Annotated in this window: 12 protein-coding genes; 8 read left to right on the plus strand and 4 right to left on the minus strand. The window is 58.2% G+C overall.

What is annotated here, in order from left to right; translation table 11 throughout:
• Positions 1-3: 3 nt before the first annotated feature.
• The 5 genes from ubiA (at position 4) to ACRBB0_RS05295 (ending at position 4,823) form a co-directional block, all read left to right on the plus strand.
• Positions 4-969: a 4-hydroxybenzoate octaprenyltransferase gene (ubiA, locus tag ACRBB0_RS05275; RefSeq protein ID WP_431373363.1), complete on the plus strand. Its 966-nt coding sequence runs from the start codon at positions 4-6 to the stop codon at positions 967-969.
• A 60-nt stretch (positions 970-1,029) separates the two neighbouring features.
• Positions 1,030-2,979: an OmpA family protein gene (locus ACRBB0_RS05280; protein ID WP_431373364.1), complete on the plus strand. Its 1,950-nt coding sequence runs from the start codon at positions 1,030-1,032 to the stop codon at positions 2,977-2,979.
• On the plus strand, positions 2,972-3,301 hold the full coding sequence (locus tag ACRBB0_RS05285) for a hypothetical protein (protein ID WP_431373365.1): 330 nt from the start codon (positions 2,972-2,974) through the stop codon (positions 3,299-3,301). Before ACRBB0_RS05280 ends, ACRBB0_RS05285 begins: the two co-directional genes overlap by 8 nt.
• Positions 3,302-3,393: 92 nt before the next feature.
• On the plus strand, positions 3,394-4,266 hold the full coding sequence (locus ACRBB0_RS05290; RefSeq protein ID WP_431373366.1) for a TIGR01459 family HAD-type hydrolase: 873 nt from the start codon (positions 3,394-3,396) through the stop codon (positions 4,264-4,266).
• Between the two features lie 113 nt (positions 4,267-4,379).
• A complete protein-coding gene (locus ACRBB0_RS05295; RefSeq protein ID WP_097803591.1) occupies positions 4,380-4,823 on the plus strand; it encodes a MaoC family dehydratase in 444 nt (147 codons plus the stop codon).
• Between the two features lie 114 nt (positions 4,824-4,937).
• On the opposite strand, the gene ACRBB0_RS05300 is transcribed toward ACRBB0_RS05295, so the two are convergent.
• A complete protein-coding gene (locus ACRBB0_RS05300) occupies positions 4,938-5,987 on the minus strand; it encodes an NAD(P)/FAD-dependent oxidoreductase (RefSeq protein ID WP_431373367.1) in 1,050 nt (349 codons plus the stop codon).
• Between the two features lie 49 nt (positions 5,988-6,036).
• Between ACRBB0_RS05300 and mnmD the strand changes: the two genes are divergently transcribed.
• Both mnmD and ACRBB0_RS05310 read left to right on the plus strand, forming a co-directional pair.
• Positions 6,037-6,699: a tRNA (5-methylaminomethyl-2-thiouridine)(34)-methyltransferase MnmD gene (gene mnmD / locus ACRBB0_RS05305; RefSeq protein WP_431373368.1), complete on the plus strand. Its 663-nt coding sequence runs from the start codon at positions 6,037-6,039 to the stop codon at positions 6,697-6,699.
• A gap of 12 nt (positions 6,700-6,711) precedes the next feature.
• Entirely contained in the window at positions 6,712-7,578 is an 867-nt protein-coding gene (locus ACRBB0_RS05310) for a DMT family transporter (protein ID WP_431373369.1), read from the plus strand.
• Here the strand turns inward: ACRBB0_RS05310 and ACRBB0_RS05315 are convergent.
• Positions 7,543-9,516 carry a lytic transglycosylase domain-containing protein gene (locus ACRBB0_RS05315; protein ID WP_431373370.1) on the minus strand — a complete coding sequence of 658 codons (1,974 nt, stop codon included), beginning with the start codon at positions 9,514-9,516 and terminating at the stop codon, positions 7,543-7,545. The two genes, ACRBB0_RS05310 and ACRBB0_RS05315, sit on opposite strands and share 36 nt — an antisense overlap.
• 140 nt (positions 9,517-9,656) lie before the next feature.
• Between ACRBB0_RS05315 and dapA the strand changes: the two genes are divergently transcribed.
• Entirely contained in the window at positions 9,657-10,529 is an 873-nt protein-coding gene (gene dapA, locus ACRBB0_RS05320; protein ID WP_431373371.1) for a 4-hydroxy-tetrahydrodipicolinate synthase, read from the plus strand.
• A gap of 182 nt (positions 10,530-10,711) precedes the next feature.
• Here dapA and ACRBB0_RS05325 read toward each other — a convergent pair whose 3' ends face one another.
• Positions 10,712-12,010 carry a M16 family metallopeptidase gene (locus ACRBB0_RS05325; protein ID WP_431373372.1) on the minus strand — a complete coding sequence of 433 codons (1,299 nt, stop codon included), beginning with the start codon at positions 12,008-12,010 and terminating at the stop codon, positions 10,712-10,714.
• Entirely contained in the window at positions 12,007-13,359 is a 1,353-nt protein-coding gene (locus ACRBB0_RS05330; RefSeq protein WP_431373373.1) for a M16 family metallopeptidase, read from the minus strand. The genes ACRBB0_RS05325 and ACRBB0_RS05330 overlap by 4 nt, the downstream gene beginning before the upstream one ends.
• Between the last annotated feature and the right edge of the window lie 39 nt (positions 13,360-13,398).

Genomic DNA, 13,398 nt, shown 5'->3' on the forward strand with positions numbered 1-13,398 from the left:
CATATGACCGGCACCGAGCAGACACCAGAGCCAGAAGGTCAGGTTTCCGATGCTGTGAAAGGCAATTGGGTCGACACCCATGCGCCCGAAGGATTGCGGCCCTATCTGCGGCTAAGCCGGGCAGATCGCCCGATTGGATCGTGGCTTTTGCTGTTGCCGTGTTGGTGGGGCGTGTTGCTGGCGATGGTGCATGACGGGCAAGTCCGGCTGTTTGATCTCTGGATCATTGTTGGCTGTGGTCTTGGTGCGGTTTTGATGCGCGGCGCGGGCTGTACGTGGAACGATATCACGGATCGCGATTTTGATGGGCGGGTTGAGCGCACGGCGTCGCGCCCTATTCCATCGGGGCAAGTGAGCGTGAAACAGGCGTTGGCTTGGGCGGTGCTGCAATGCCTGATCTCCTTTGCGATCCTGCTGACCTTCCCGCCAATGGCAATTTTGCTGGGGGTTTTGGCGCTGATCCCGGTGGCAATTTACCCCTTTGCCAAGCGGTTCACCTGGTGGCCGCAGGTGTTTTTGGGCATCGCCTTTAACTGGGGGGCCTTACTGGCGTGGACGGCCCATACCGGGAGCCTTGGCCTCCCGGCGGTGTTTTTGTATCTGGCGGGCATGGCCTGGACGCTATTTTACGACACGATCTATGCCCATCAGGACACCGAAGATGATGCGCTGATCGGGGTGAAATCCACCGCGCGGCTGTTTGCCGATAACACGCCGCGCTACTTGGCGTGGTTCCTTGTTTTGACCGTTGCGTTGTTGGGCGTGGCCATCATTGCCGCTGCGCCGGACGGGGAAATCCTGCAAATGATGATTTTGCTGGTGGGGCCTTGGGCGATGGGCTGGCATTTGATGTGGCAGCTTCGTCGCCTAAAGATGGACGATAACGACAGATTGCTGGAATTGTTTCGATCAAACCGGGACGCTGGGCTTATCCCTGTGCTGTTTTTTGCCGCTAGCCTATTCGCTTGATTGCGAATTCCGTTTCGCTTGCGTATCAACGCCTAAGACTTAATCAGGACCGGAGCGTCTATGCGCCTTTCCTCCATCGCGACCTTTGTCGGAACTTTCACTGCGGCTGGCGCTGTCAGCCTTGTCAGTGCCTATTTCTCCGCCGGGGTTATTGAAACCGCTTCAAAGACCGATGTCCTTCAACAGCTGGATCTGGCCGGGCTGACATGGGCTGAAGTGGATACCAACGGCTTGCAGGTCTTTTTGATCGGCACAGCACCGGACGAAGCCGCGCGTTTCCAAGCGCTGAGCACCGCCGGAAGCGTGGTGGATGCGGCGCGGGTGATTGACCAGATGCTGGTCGAAGAACCCGAAGACATCGCCCCGCCTGAGTTTTCCATTGAGATTTTGCGCAACGATGCCGGTGTGTCGGCGATTGGACTGATCCCAAAGGCCACCGATCGCGAAGAGCTGATCGAGGGGTTTGCCAAGCTTGCCGGTGAGGGTGAAGTGTCTGACCTGCTTGGAGTTGCAGATTATTCTGCACCTGATGGCTGGGACACGGCGCTGAGTTTTGCGCTGACCGCACTGCGTGATTTGCCCCGCTCGCAGATTTCCGTGCGCCCCGACCTGGTGGCGATCAAAGCCATGGCCGAAAGCGAAGAACATCGCCGCCGCATCGAAAGCGGCTTGGCACGCAGGGTGCCGGAGGGCTTGAAACTGGCGCTGGAGCTGACCGCCCCGCGCCCGGTGATTTCGCCCTTTACGCTGCGCTTTATCATTGATGACAGCGGCCCGCGTTTTGACGCCTGTTCCGCCGATACCGAAGAGGCCAGCCAACGGATTTTAAAAGCCGCCACCGATGCGGGTTTGGAAGGCAAATCCTCCTGCACGCTTGGCCTTGGTGTGCCATCGCGCCGGTGGGCCGATGCCGCCGTTTTGGCGATTGCCAAACTGGCCGAGTTGAAGGGCACTTCGGTCACATTTACCAATGCCGATATTTCGCTGGTCGCCCCCGAAGGCACCAGCCAGGACGTGTTTGACCGCGTGGTCGGGGAGCTTGAAAGCGCCCTGCCCGGCGTGTTTGCATTGCACGCGGTGCTGCCAAAAGCGCCCGAGCAATCCGAAGAAGGCCCCCCGGAATTCACCGCAACCCTAAGCCCCGAAGGCAAAGTGCAATTGCGCGGCCGGGTGTCGAGCGAAATCGCCCGCCAAACCATGGATAGCTATGCGCGCGCCCGATTTGGGTCTGATGACGTCTATACCGCCGCCCGCGTTGCCGAAGGGTTGCCCAGTGACTGGCAGGTGCGCACATTGGCCGGGCTGGAAGTTTTGTCGAGCCTTGTGAACGGGGCGGTGACCGTGACGCCCGACAATGTTGCGATTTCCGGCAAGACCGGCAACCAAAATGCCCGCGCCGATATTGCCCAGCTTTTGGCCTCAAAACTTGGCGATGCGTCGGAGTTTGAGATCAATGTTGAGTATATCAAACAGCTTGACCCGACGCTGGGGCTTCCTTCTCCCGAGGAATGTGAAGCGCAGATTGTCGAGATTATCGGCACCCGTAAAATTTCGTTCGAACCGGGGTCGGCGACCTTGGATGGCTCGGCCGAGGACATCATGGATGAGCTGTCGACACTGTTGAAAAAGTGCGGAAATATCCCGCTTGAGGTCGGTGGGCACACCGACAGCCAGGGTCGTGAATCGATGAACCAGAAGCTAAGCCAAGACCGTGCCCAGGCGGTTCTGGATGCGCTACGAGAACGTCTTGTGCCGGTGCGGGCCTATACGGTCACCGGCTATGGCGAAGCGACACCGATTGCCGATAACGACACCGAAGAAGGCCGCGAAGCCAACCGCCGCATCACCTTTACCCTGCTGAAAGATAAGCTTGAAGAGGCTGCGGAGGCAGAGGCGGCGGATGCGGCAACTGATCCTGCTACAAATGATCCTGAGGCCTCAGGGGCCGGGGATGACAAAAAAGACGACAATGCCGACGCAGACGCGGCAGAGGGGACCAAGGATGGATAGAACGCAGTTCATCATAATGACGGCTGTCATTCTTTTTGTGGCCTTTTGTGTGGGCTGGTTTGCCCATTGGCTGCTGCATCGTTTTACCCGCGTCAGTCAGGCCGACATGGATCAACTGGAACGCATGAGCCAAGAGTTGCACGAGGCCGAAGAGACCCGCGATCAGGCCATCACCTATCTGCAACAACGCGAAGCCGAGCTGACCAACCAATTGGCCCAGACCGAAGCAGAATTGTCGGCAGCGATGGATGGGTTGCGTGAAGCCCGTCAAGAGGCCGAAGAAATGCGCGTTTATGTCGAGCGTCTTCAGGGTCAGGCCTGATCTGAACCGAATACTTGCGCCCGTGCCCCTTTCCAGTCGGGGCACGATATGGGATGACCGGGGCAACCGTTCCCAACATGCGATCCCAGACCATGACCCAGATTATCTCCTCCCTCTCCGAGATTTCAAACCGCTATGACGCGCTTTTTGTCGATCTGTGGGGGTGCGTGCATAACGGCGTCACCGCCTTTCCCGAAGCCGTGGCCGCGTTGCAGGGCTATCGGGCCAAGGGCGGCATTGTGGTGCTGGTCACCAATGCCCCGCGCTCGCGCCATGAGGTTGCCAAGCAATTGGTGCGGTTTAACGTGCCCGACGATGCCTATGACGACATCGCCACATCCGGCGATAGTGGGCGCGCGGCGATGTTTCAGGGGGCTGTCGGCTCCAAGGTGTGGTTCATTGGTCAGCCACATGATCTCCCGTTTTTTGAACCGCTGAGCCTGATCGACAACCCCGTTGAGATTGAACAGGTCGCGCTGGACAAGGCCGAGGGCATCGTTTGTTGTGGCCCCACCGATCCCCATGCCGACCCTGACGTGATGCGCCCCCAGTTTTTGATGGCAAAACAGATGGGCTTGAAGCTGCTTTGCGCCAATCCCGATATTGTTGTGGATCGCGGTGAGACACGCGAATGGTGCGCCGGGGCCTTGGCAAAACTCTATACCGAAATGGGCGGCGAGAGCCTGTATTTCGGCAAACCGCACCCGCCGATTTATGATCTGGCGCGCCGACGTTTGGCGACATTGAAAGCAGGAATCCCCGATGCTTCGATCCTTGCGATTGGCGACGGACCGCATACCGACATTCTGGGAGCCATGGGCGAGGACATCGATTCCCTGTTTATCACCGGCGGATTGGCGCGCGCGGAAACAAAAACCACAACCGATCCCGAGGCTCAGGCGCTAACGGATTATATTGGCAAGGAAAACATCAACCCGCAATTTAGCATAGGGATGCTGCGTTAACAGAATTCCCCCTTGATTTTTCTGCAGCTGCGAAGTAATTAAATTACCAAGCACAGCAGAAAGACGCCCGTTTGTTACCCAAAGGTCGTAGGGCGGTCATCATGGAGGATGAGATGTTGGACAACCTGCCACGCGGCACGATCTGCATCGAGGATATCGAAATGGGCATGTCGCGGTACCTGCGCAAGCAAGTCACCGACCGTGATATCGAGATGTTCGCCGAGGTTTCGACGGATCATAATCCAGTGCACATGGATGACGATTATGCACAGGATACGATCTTTGAAGGACGCATCGCCCACGGCATGTTGACCGCTGGCTTGATCTCTGCGGTGATTGGTGAACAGCTGCCCGGCCACGGGACCGTGTACATGGGTCAGACGCTCAAGTTTCTGGCCCCTGTACGCCCCGGCGACATGGTTTATGCCGAGGTCAAAGTGGTTGATATTGATCATGGCAAACGCCGCGTGACGTTGGAATGCCATTGCTCGGTGGATGGCAAGAAGGTGTTGATCGGTGAGGCCAAGGTGTTGGCACCGTCGCGCAAGTTCGACTGACCATCAGCGCCCCCCCCAAGAACACGGCCGGATCGTTTCGCGATCCGGTTTTTTTGTGCCTGCGGGATGGTGGGTGGGGCGAGGGCGCAGCCCAGCGTCCATCCCTATCCCTACTCAACAGGCGTCAAATCCAAACCCGTCAGGGATTGCATCTCGGCCCTCTAAAACCAGATCGGCCATCACCTCGGCCGCTTTCGGGGCCATGCCAAAGCCGATCTTGAAGCCTCCATTGGCAACAAAATGCCCATCGCGGCCTGGCCAGGCCCCCAGCAGAGGCGCGCGGGAGCGTGCCCTTGGCCGCACCCCGGCCCAGCGGCCAATCTCCTCGGCCTCTCGTAATATGGGCATGGCCTCATGTGCCCGGGTGATCAGGTCGTCACATTGCGCGTCCACAGACGTTGGGTCTTCAAACTCACGCTCTGAGGTCGAGCCGATGGCAACCGTCCCATCCGCATGCGGAATGATGTGCAAACCGCCAACAAACACCTGTGGGGCGTCGGATGCGGCATGGCGCAGCAACACCGATTGACCTTTGACGCCATCGCCGATTTTGCGGCCCAGTTGATCCGAAAGGTCATGCAAACCGCGCCAGCCCGTCGCCCAGACAACAGCCCCTGCATCCGGTGCCACTTGGCAGAACTCAACACCACGCGCCGTCAGCGCTGCAACCAAAGCGTTACAAGCCCGGCGCGGTGCCATGCGGGCGGTCAGTGTATCGCGGATCAGCCAGCCGCTTGGGCTGGTCGGCGCAAAATCTCCGGCATCTTGGACACGGATAACATCCCACGCCGCCTGGCCCTGCCATAGATCATCAGCCCCCTGCCCGCGCCGACGCGCCAAGTCCAAAGCGGGCTCATCCGCAACCGGCTGCAAACGTCCGGTGCGCCCATATCCCGCAGACACACCCCCCTCCGCCGCGACCTTGGCCCAAAAGGCCTCGGCCATCAGCAAGCTTTCCAGTTGAAAGGCTTTTTTGGGGTTCCAGTTTTCGGGTACATGCGGGGCGAGCGCCCCAACCATCCCGCCCGATGACCCGGTTCCCGGCCCAAACGGATCAACAACACGCACGCTGGCGCCGCGCAAAACGCAGACCCACGCCACGGACAGGCCGAAAATGCCCGCCCCCCGAACTGTCACATCCACTTTTGCCGTTGCACTTGCCATTATTGGTACTCGCTGTATGTCCTGCGGCACGCTTGTAAGGACAAAGCCGATGACAGACCACAGCAGCCTCGATTGGCGCGGCGAAACGCCCGTGTCGACCCGCTTTGACGACCCATATTTCTCGCTTGAGAATGGGCTGGACGAAACCCGGCATGTGTTTTTGCAAGGCAACGATTTGCCCGAGCGGTTTTGCGATGGGTTTCACATTGCTGAATTGGGCTTTGGCACCGGGTTAAATCTGCTCGCGGCATTGGAGCTTTGGCGGCAGGCGGGTGCACAGGGGCAGTTGCATTTCACCACATTCGAAGCCTTTCCTTTGGCCCCCCAAGAGATGATCCGCGCTCAGGCCGCCTTTCCAGAGCTGGCTGTTCTGGCCTCGGAATTGGCCCCGCATTGGGGAGCTGCGCAATTTCAGCTGCCGGATTTGCGCTTTGAGATGGTGCAAGGCGATGCACGCGAGACATTGCCAGCCTGGAACGGCACAGTGGATGCATGGTTTTTGGATGGGTTTTCGCCAGCCAAAAACCCTGAGCTGTGGTCACCCGCTTTGATGGCTGAGGTTGGCGCTCATATGAAACCGGGAGCAACCGCCGCCACCTATACGGCGGCAGGCCATGTGCGACGTGGCCTTGTCGCTGCGGGGCTCGACGTGGCGCGCATCCCCGGCTATGGCCGTAAGAGACATATGACACGGGCCAGCAAAGCCCTTTGACGAGGGCCCGAAATGGCACAGCAAAATCAGGCCCTTGGCATTTGGCTGATGGTCGCCACCATGTTCATTTTCGCCGTTCAGGATGGCATGTCGCGCCATTTGGCTGACACCTACAATGTCATGATGGTTGTGATGATCCGCTATTGGTTCTTTGCCGCCTTTGTCATTGCGTTTGCGACACGCCAAAGCGGTGGTTTACGAGCGATTGCCCGAAGCAAAAAGCCGTGGCTTCAGCTGTTTCGAAGCGCTCTTCTGGTGCTTGAAATTTGCGTGACAGTTCTGTCGTTCGTGTATCTTGGACTGGTGGAAAGCCACGCGATTTTCATCTGTTACCCGCTGATTATCGCCGCCCTGTCCGGCCCGGTTTTGGGCGAACATGTGGGGTGGCGGCGCTGGGGGGCGATTGGCGTTGGCTTTGTCGGTGTTCTGATCGTCCTACAGCCCTCGGGCGGGGTGTTTTCACCCTATGCGATCATCCCGCTGGTTGGGGCGTTGATGTTTGCGCTCTATGGGTTGCTCACGCGATTTGCAGGTCGTCATGACAGCGCCATGACGTCGTTTTTCTGGACCGGCACAATTGGCGCCCTCACCGCGACGATCATTGGCATCACCTTTTGGGAGCCAATGAGCACGCCGGATTGGGGGTGGATGATTGCGCTGAGTCTGCTTGGCATTTTGGGGCATTTCCTGTTGATCAAATGCTATGAAATTGCCGAGGCCAGTGCGCTGCAACCTTTTGCCTATCTGCAATTGGCCTTTGCCAGCGCCTTTGGTGTGATGCTGTTTGGCGAGATCATCCGCCCCAATGTTGCCCTTGGATCGGTCATCATTATTGGCGCAGGCCTATTCACCCTGTGGCGCGAGCGCCGGAAGCGTTGAGCCGATCAGCTCCTTGGAGAAGGGCACCGGATGCGGGTTTTGGCCAAGACGCGCGCGGTAAACCGGCAAACTTTCCGAGACACGCATCACATAGTTACGCGTTTCATCAAAGGGAATGAACTCAATAAAATCAATAACATCGACCTCGCCCTTACGGGGGTCGCCATAGAGTTTCATCCATCTGGTCGGACGCGATGGTCCGGCATTATACCCGGCCGCCATCATCACCGCATTGGCATCGAACCGACGCGCCAGCGTCGCCAGATAGGTGGAGCCAAGCGTGGCATTGTAGGCCGGATCGCTGAGCAGTTTATCTTTGCTATACTCAAGGCCAAGCTGACCCGAGACCTCCTTGGCGGTGCCGGGCATGAGCTGCATATAGCCCCGCGCACCCGCCCCGGAAATCACACCGGGATCAAATTCCGATTCCCGGCGCGAGATCGCCAAAACCAGTTCTTTGGGCACCGGAAAGGAGGCTTTGGCGATCTGATCGGGCACCGCATAATAGGGGGCTGCCAGCTCATGACCAAATTTCGCCGCCCGTTTGCCCAACATGACCTGAATATGGGGCCGACGCATATCGCCCAGCATCCGGCCAATTTGCCCCATGCCCACACGATCTTGCGATTCGGCCAGATGGGTCAAAAACCGCTCGGCCAGGCTTGTTTCACCGGCGGCCAGCAAGACCACCCCGGCATTGAAGACCGAGGTTTTGGTGAAGGCGGCGTTGCGCCAGTCGGGGAAGGTTTCGGAGCCATCCAAAGTGCCGTCAAACCCAACCCCGCCACGTTCCGCCGCCAGCAGCCCGTAAAACGATGTCTGGTATTTCGCACCAAGCCCATAGGCCTCCTTGGCGGCGCTGGCATCGCCCATGGCTTCAAACGCGCGCCCCAGCCAATAGCCCGCCCGACCAAGGGAAATGGGTGTCCAGACAGCGGCGCGGAAATTGCTAAAATGCTGAACAGCCAGTTCGGGATTGTCCAAAAAGCGCAGCGCGAGATACCCCGACAGCCATTCCAAATCAGCGAAATTGGAGCCTTCGACCAGATGGTGAGACGAGGCGATGTTATAAGCCTCGGTCACGGCCCCCGCACGCATGCGTTTTCGGGCCAGATCGCGCCGTGATCGGGCCCAGGCCCATGGCTCACCCAAGGTTTCTGCACTTTGCGACTGCGTCAGCAGCAACGCAATCGCATCGACGTCGCGGCCCTTGCGCACACGCCACATAAACCGTTCAAAGGCCAGCCCCGGATGATCCTGAAGCGCGGCTGGCACCTTTTCGATCAAAGCATCGACGCCGTCACCCTTGTTGCGCAGGGCCAAACGGGCTTCGGCCAGAGCCTGCCAACCGTCATCCACATAGGGAATCATCGCGCCAGCGTTGCGGCTCCAGCCCTTCCAAAGCGCGTAATCCAGACGCGCGACATGATGCGGGCCGAGAATGTCGCCCCAATTTTCCAAAAACGCCCGCCGTTCATCACCCGACATCGACAAGGTTCGCCATGCCAGCACGATTTCCGCCTGCGCCGCGCCTTCGTCCCCTGTATCAAGCCAAGCCCGCGCCAAGGACAGGGCTCCGGTGCCCGTTTCAGGGGTGTGATCGTCATAAAAGGCGCGAATATCTGCGTAAGAGGCGGATGACATCGACGCTTCGGACTTCTCCTTGAGATAGACCAAGCCCGGCCAATCCCCATTGCGCGCCAGAAAATCCTGCACTTCGACGGCGTCACCGCGCCCGGCGCGCAGGGCGTGCCACAAAATAACATCCAAAGCGGCCTGACCATCGCCGCGGGCTTCGATTCGGGCCGCGGCCCAATTGCCGTTGCGCATTGCCTCCATCGCACGGGCCATAGATTGGCCAGCATCTTGGGCCCACACAGGCAAGCTGGTGAGGAAAAGAAACACTGTCAGGAAACCTGAGACAAGAACACGCGACATCGGCTTGCATTTTCCGGCTTGAAAAGGAATAGACGCTTACGGAGGAAGATATAGCCAGCCAGCGGGCCTTCAACTGACAATCCTGTTTGGTGGCGGTTTTTCTCCTGAACCTGATGATGAACAGAAAATAGGAGCGTGAGATGTTCAAGGGATCAATGCCAGCCCTGGTCACGCCGTTCAAGGACGGCGCAGTGGATTTCGCCACGCTCAAACACTTGGTCGATTGGCAAATTGAGCAAGGGAGCCATGGGCTTGTCCCGGTTGGCACCACAGGCGAAAGCCCGACGCTGACCCATGACGAACACGAAGCTGTGATCGAAACCGTGGTGAAACAAGCCGCCGGTCGCGTGCCCGTGATCGCCGGAGCCGGGTCAAACAACACCGCCGAGACCATCCGATTCGTGCAATTTGCCGCCAAAGTTGGTGCGCAGGCGGCGCTCGTGGTGACGCCGTATTACAACAAACCGACCCAAGCCGGTCTGATCGCGCATTTCACCGCCGCCCATGACAGTGCGGATTTGCCGATTGTTATCTACAATATTCCCGGCCGTTCGGTTGTAGATATGTTGCCCGAAACCATGGGTGAGCTGGCCAAGCTGAAAAACATCGTCGGCGTCAAAGACGCCACCGGTGATTTGGCGCGGGTCTGCCAACAGCGGATCACCTGCGGCACCGATTTCGCGCAGATTTCCGGCGAGGATGCCACGGCGCATGGGTTTAACGCCCAAGGCGGTATCGGCTGCATCTCGGTCACCGCCAACGCGGCCCCTGCCCTGCTTGCTCAGATGCAAGAGGCCTGTTTGGCGGGCGATTACGCCAAGGCGCTGGAACTTCAGGATAAGGTCATGCCATTGCATCAGGCGATCTTTGCTGAGCCGGGCCTGTGCGGCGCGAAATACGCCATGTCGAAGCTGGGTCTTTGCGACGAAGAAGTCCGCCTGCCACTGCTTCCGGTCGGAGAGGAAACCCGCTCCAAGATCGACGCCGCACTGGCGCATGCTGGCTTGCTCTAAGATTTAGGGCGTTTCAACATTCAAAGGGCGGGGCTTATCACCCCGCCCTTTTTTGTTTCCGTGTAACGCTGTGCTGACTCAAGTCTCGGCCAAACTCTCGGCCAAACTCTCGGAGAGAATGCGCGCGGAGGGGGCAGACAGCCGCCACCGCGCGTCCCCTAAAAAACCAAACGAGACGCTGCTCAGAGCCCTTCGGGTTGCCCGACAATAACAAAGCGCAACGCGTCGGGCTTGAGAAGCTCAGCGGCCACGCGCTTAACATCCTCCAAGGTCACCGCATCAACCTGTTCGTTCCGGGTGGTGATGTAATCGGGGGTCAGCCCCTCCATCTGCATCCCGACCAAGATGCGCGCAATCGGCCCATTGCCATCAAAGCGCAGAGGATAGGCCCCGGTCAGATAGGTTTTGGCCCGTGTGAGTTCGTCTTGGGTCACGCCATTTTCAGCCATTTTCGCCCATTCATCCTGAATGACAGACACCGCTTCGGCAATACGATCATTGGCAGAGGCGACGCGCCCAAGGTACAATTCGGCGTGGTTTTTGGGAACCAGATAGGAATACACCCCATACGTTAGCCCGCGCTTTTCACGCACCTCTTGCATCAGACGCGCTTCAAAACCGCCGCCGCCAAGAATAACATTCAGCACGTAAGCGGCAAAGAAATCAGGGTCATGGCGTTTCATACCTTTGTGACCAAAAATTGCGACCGATTGCGGCGTGTCGAATGGAATAACGGTAACGCCCGCCTTGGTTTGCACATCCAGATCGGCCGGGGGCGTTGCGCCGGTGGCGGGCAAATCGGACAGGAGCTCATCCATCAAGGCAGCGAGTTCCTCGGCAGAAATATCACCCGCCGCAGCAACATAGACCTGATCGCGCGTCATGATAGATTGATGCGCCGCAACCAGATCATCGCGGGTCAGAGCCGCAACGCTGGCTTCGGTGCCATTGTAATCCGAGCCATAAGGATGGTCACCAAACACCATGTGATCCCAGCTTTGGTTGGCAATGCTGTCAGGGTCTTTGGTGTCAGATTGAATGCCCGCAATCACCTGTCTGCGCACCCGGTCAATCGCGTCTTGGTCAAAACGTGGTGACATCATCGACAGACGCAACAACTCCATCGCGTCATCCCGCGTTTCCGTCAGAAACTTTGCCGAAATCCGCAATGAATCATCGCCAATATCGTATTTGAATTGCGCCGCGATGCTTTCACCGGCCTGGGCAAAGGCGCGTGCATCCAAGTCGCCTGCCCCTTCTTCGAGCAGCGCAACCATCAGATTGGCGGCCCCGCGTTTGCCAGCCGCGTCAAGCGACGCACCGCCCTTGAACCGAAGCTCAAGCGCCACGAATGGGATCGAGGGTTCTTCGACCAGCCACGCTTTGAACCCGCCAGCGCTTTCGACTTCCTGAATATCGGTGCTGGCCTGGGCGCTCAGGCTTGCAAAGATCAGGCCGATTGCAAAAAAGATCTGTTTCATTGACCAATCTCCTGGGCGGCTTGGCCAGTTAAATAGCCGGTCACGGAATTCTTGAGGTTAAACACCTCATGGGCGGCGGCGATCACATCTTCCGCAGTCACGGCCTGCAAAACATCAGGCCAGGCCTGCACGTCTTCGACGGTTAAACCCGAGGTCAACGCCACCCCATAGCGACGCGCCAAACCATTGGCGTCGTCACGGGAATAGATTTGCTGAGCCTTCATCTGAAACTTGATCCGTGCCAGTTGCTCTTCGTCCACGCCTTCTTGCAAGAACTCCGATACCGCAGCATCCAAGGCCGCCTCTCCCTCCTCTAGGGAAACCCCGGCTGCAGGGACGATGATCAGACCAAAGGTGCTGTCATCCAGCGACACGCCGCTATAGAAGGCGCTGCTATACACCGCTTGTTGGGTCTCGAACTGTAATTTTCGGGTCAGGACGCTGGTTTGTCCACCGGCCAAAAGCTCGGCCAGAATGGTCAAAGCTGCGGCTTTCTCTTGGTCGCCGCTGTCGCGTTCGGGGGCCAAATAGCTTCGCATAACATAGGGTTGCGCAACGCGGGGATCACGAAACGTCATACGCCGTTCCGCCATATGACGCGGTTCGGACGGACGGGCACGTTCCCCCAATTCGGGATTGGCAGGCAAAGGGCCGTAATACTGATTGGCCAGTTCCAGAACCTCTTGCGGTTCCACGTCACCGGCGACGATCAAGATCGTATTATTGGGTGCGTAGTATTTTTGGTAAAAGGCCAGCGCATCCTCAAGAGACAGCTGTTCCATCTCATGACGCCATCCGATAATCGGCGTGCCATAAGGGTGGTTGAGGTAGAGCGCGGCGCGTCTTTGTTCGCGAAACAAAGAGCCGGGATCATTTTCAACCCGCGTGTTTCGCTCTTCGATAATAACTTCGCGTTCGGTGGCAATGTTTTCTTCGGTCAGGCGGATGTTGCGCATCCGGTCCGATTCCATTTCCATCATCAAAGGCAAGCGATCGGCGGCAACCCGTTGGAAATAGCCGGTATAATCAAAGCTGGTAAAGGCATTGTCAGACCCGCCATTGGCGGCAACGACCTTGGAAAATTCCCCGGCTTCAAGCTTGTCCGTCGCTTTGAACAACAGATGTTCGAGAAAATGCGCCACGCCCGATGTGCCGCGCGGTTCATCCGCCGATCCGGCGCGGTACCAAAGCATGTGAACCAAAGCCGAGCTACGATGATCTTCGATCACCACAACGTCCATACCGTTATCAAGCTTGTAGGTTGTGACCTGATCACTGGCCGCCGCCAATCGCGGTACCAGCGCCATGGCGCACACTGCGAGAGTGGAAAGGAAGGGCAATCTCGGCATAGGGGCTCCTCTTTCTGATTGTGTCAGATGGAACCTACG

It is taken from the genome of Pelagimonas sp., from assembly GCF_050633425.1.
GTDB lineage: Bacteria > Pseudomonadota > Alphaproteobacteria > Rhodobacterales > Rhodobacteraceae > Pelagimonas.

Excerpts from the sequence above, each read along its gene's own strand:
- ACRBB0_RS05295 (WP_097803591.1), top strand. The coding sequence starts at position 4,380 with ATGTTGGACAACCTGCCACGCGGCACGATCTGCATCGAGGATATCGAA.
- mnmD (WP_431373368.1), top strand. The coding sequence starts at position 6,037 with ATGACAGACCACAGCAGCCTCGATTGGCGCGGCGAAACGCCCGTGTCG.
- ACRBB0_RS05310 (WP_431373369.1), top strand. The coding sequence starts at position 6,712 with ATGGCACAGCAAAATCAGGCCCTTGGCATTTGGCTGATGGTCGCCACC.
- dapA (WP_431373371.1), top strand. The coding sequence starts at position 9,657 with ATGTTCAAGGGATCAATGCCAGCCCTGGTCACGCCGTTCAAGGACGGC.
- ACRBB0_RS05315 (WP_431373370.1), bottom strand. The coding sequence starts at position 9,516 with ATGTCGCGTGTTCTTGTCTCAGGTTTCCTGACAGTGTTTCTTTTCCTC.
- ACRBB0_RS05285 (WP_431373365.1), top strand. The coding sequence starts at position 2,972 with ATGGATAGAACGCAGTTCATCATAATGACGGCTGTCATTCTTTTTGTG.
- ACRBB0_RS05325 (WP_431373372.1), bottom strand. The coding sequence starts at position 12,010 with ATGAAACAGATCTTTTTTGCAATCGGCCTGATCTTTGCAAGCCTGAGC.
- ACRBB0_RS05280 (WP_431373364.1), top strand. The coding sequence starts at position 1,030 with ATGCGCCTTTCCTCCATCGCGACCTTTGTCGGAACTTTCACTGCGGCT.
- ACRBB0_RS05290 (WP_431373366.1), top strand. The coding sequence starts at position 3,394 with ATGACCCAGATTATCTCCTCCCTCTCCGAGATTTCAAACCGCTATGAC.
- ACRBB0_RS05330 (WP_431373373.1), bottom strand. The coding sequence starts at position 13,359 with ATGCCGAGATTGCCCTTCCTTTCCACTCTCGCAGTGTGCGCCATGGCG.
- ACRBB0_RS05300 (WP_431373367.1), bottom strand. The coding sequence starts at position 5,987 with ATGGCAAGTGCAACGGCAAAAGTGGATGTGACAGTTCGGGGGGCGGGC.
- ubiA (WP_431373363.1), top strand. The coding sequence starts at position 4 with ATGACCGGCACCGAGCAGACACCAGAGCCAGAAGGTCAGGTTTCCGAT.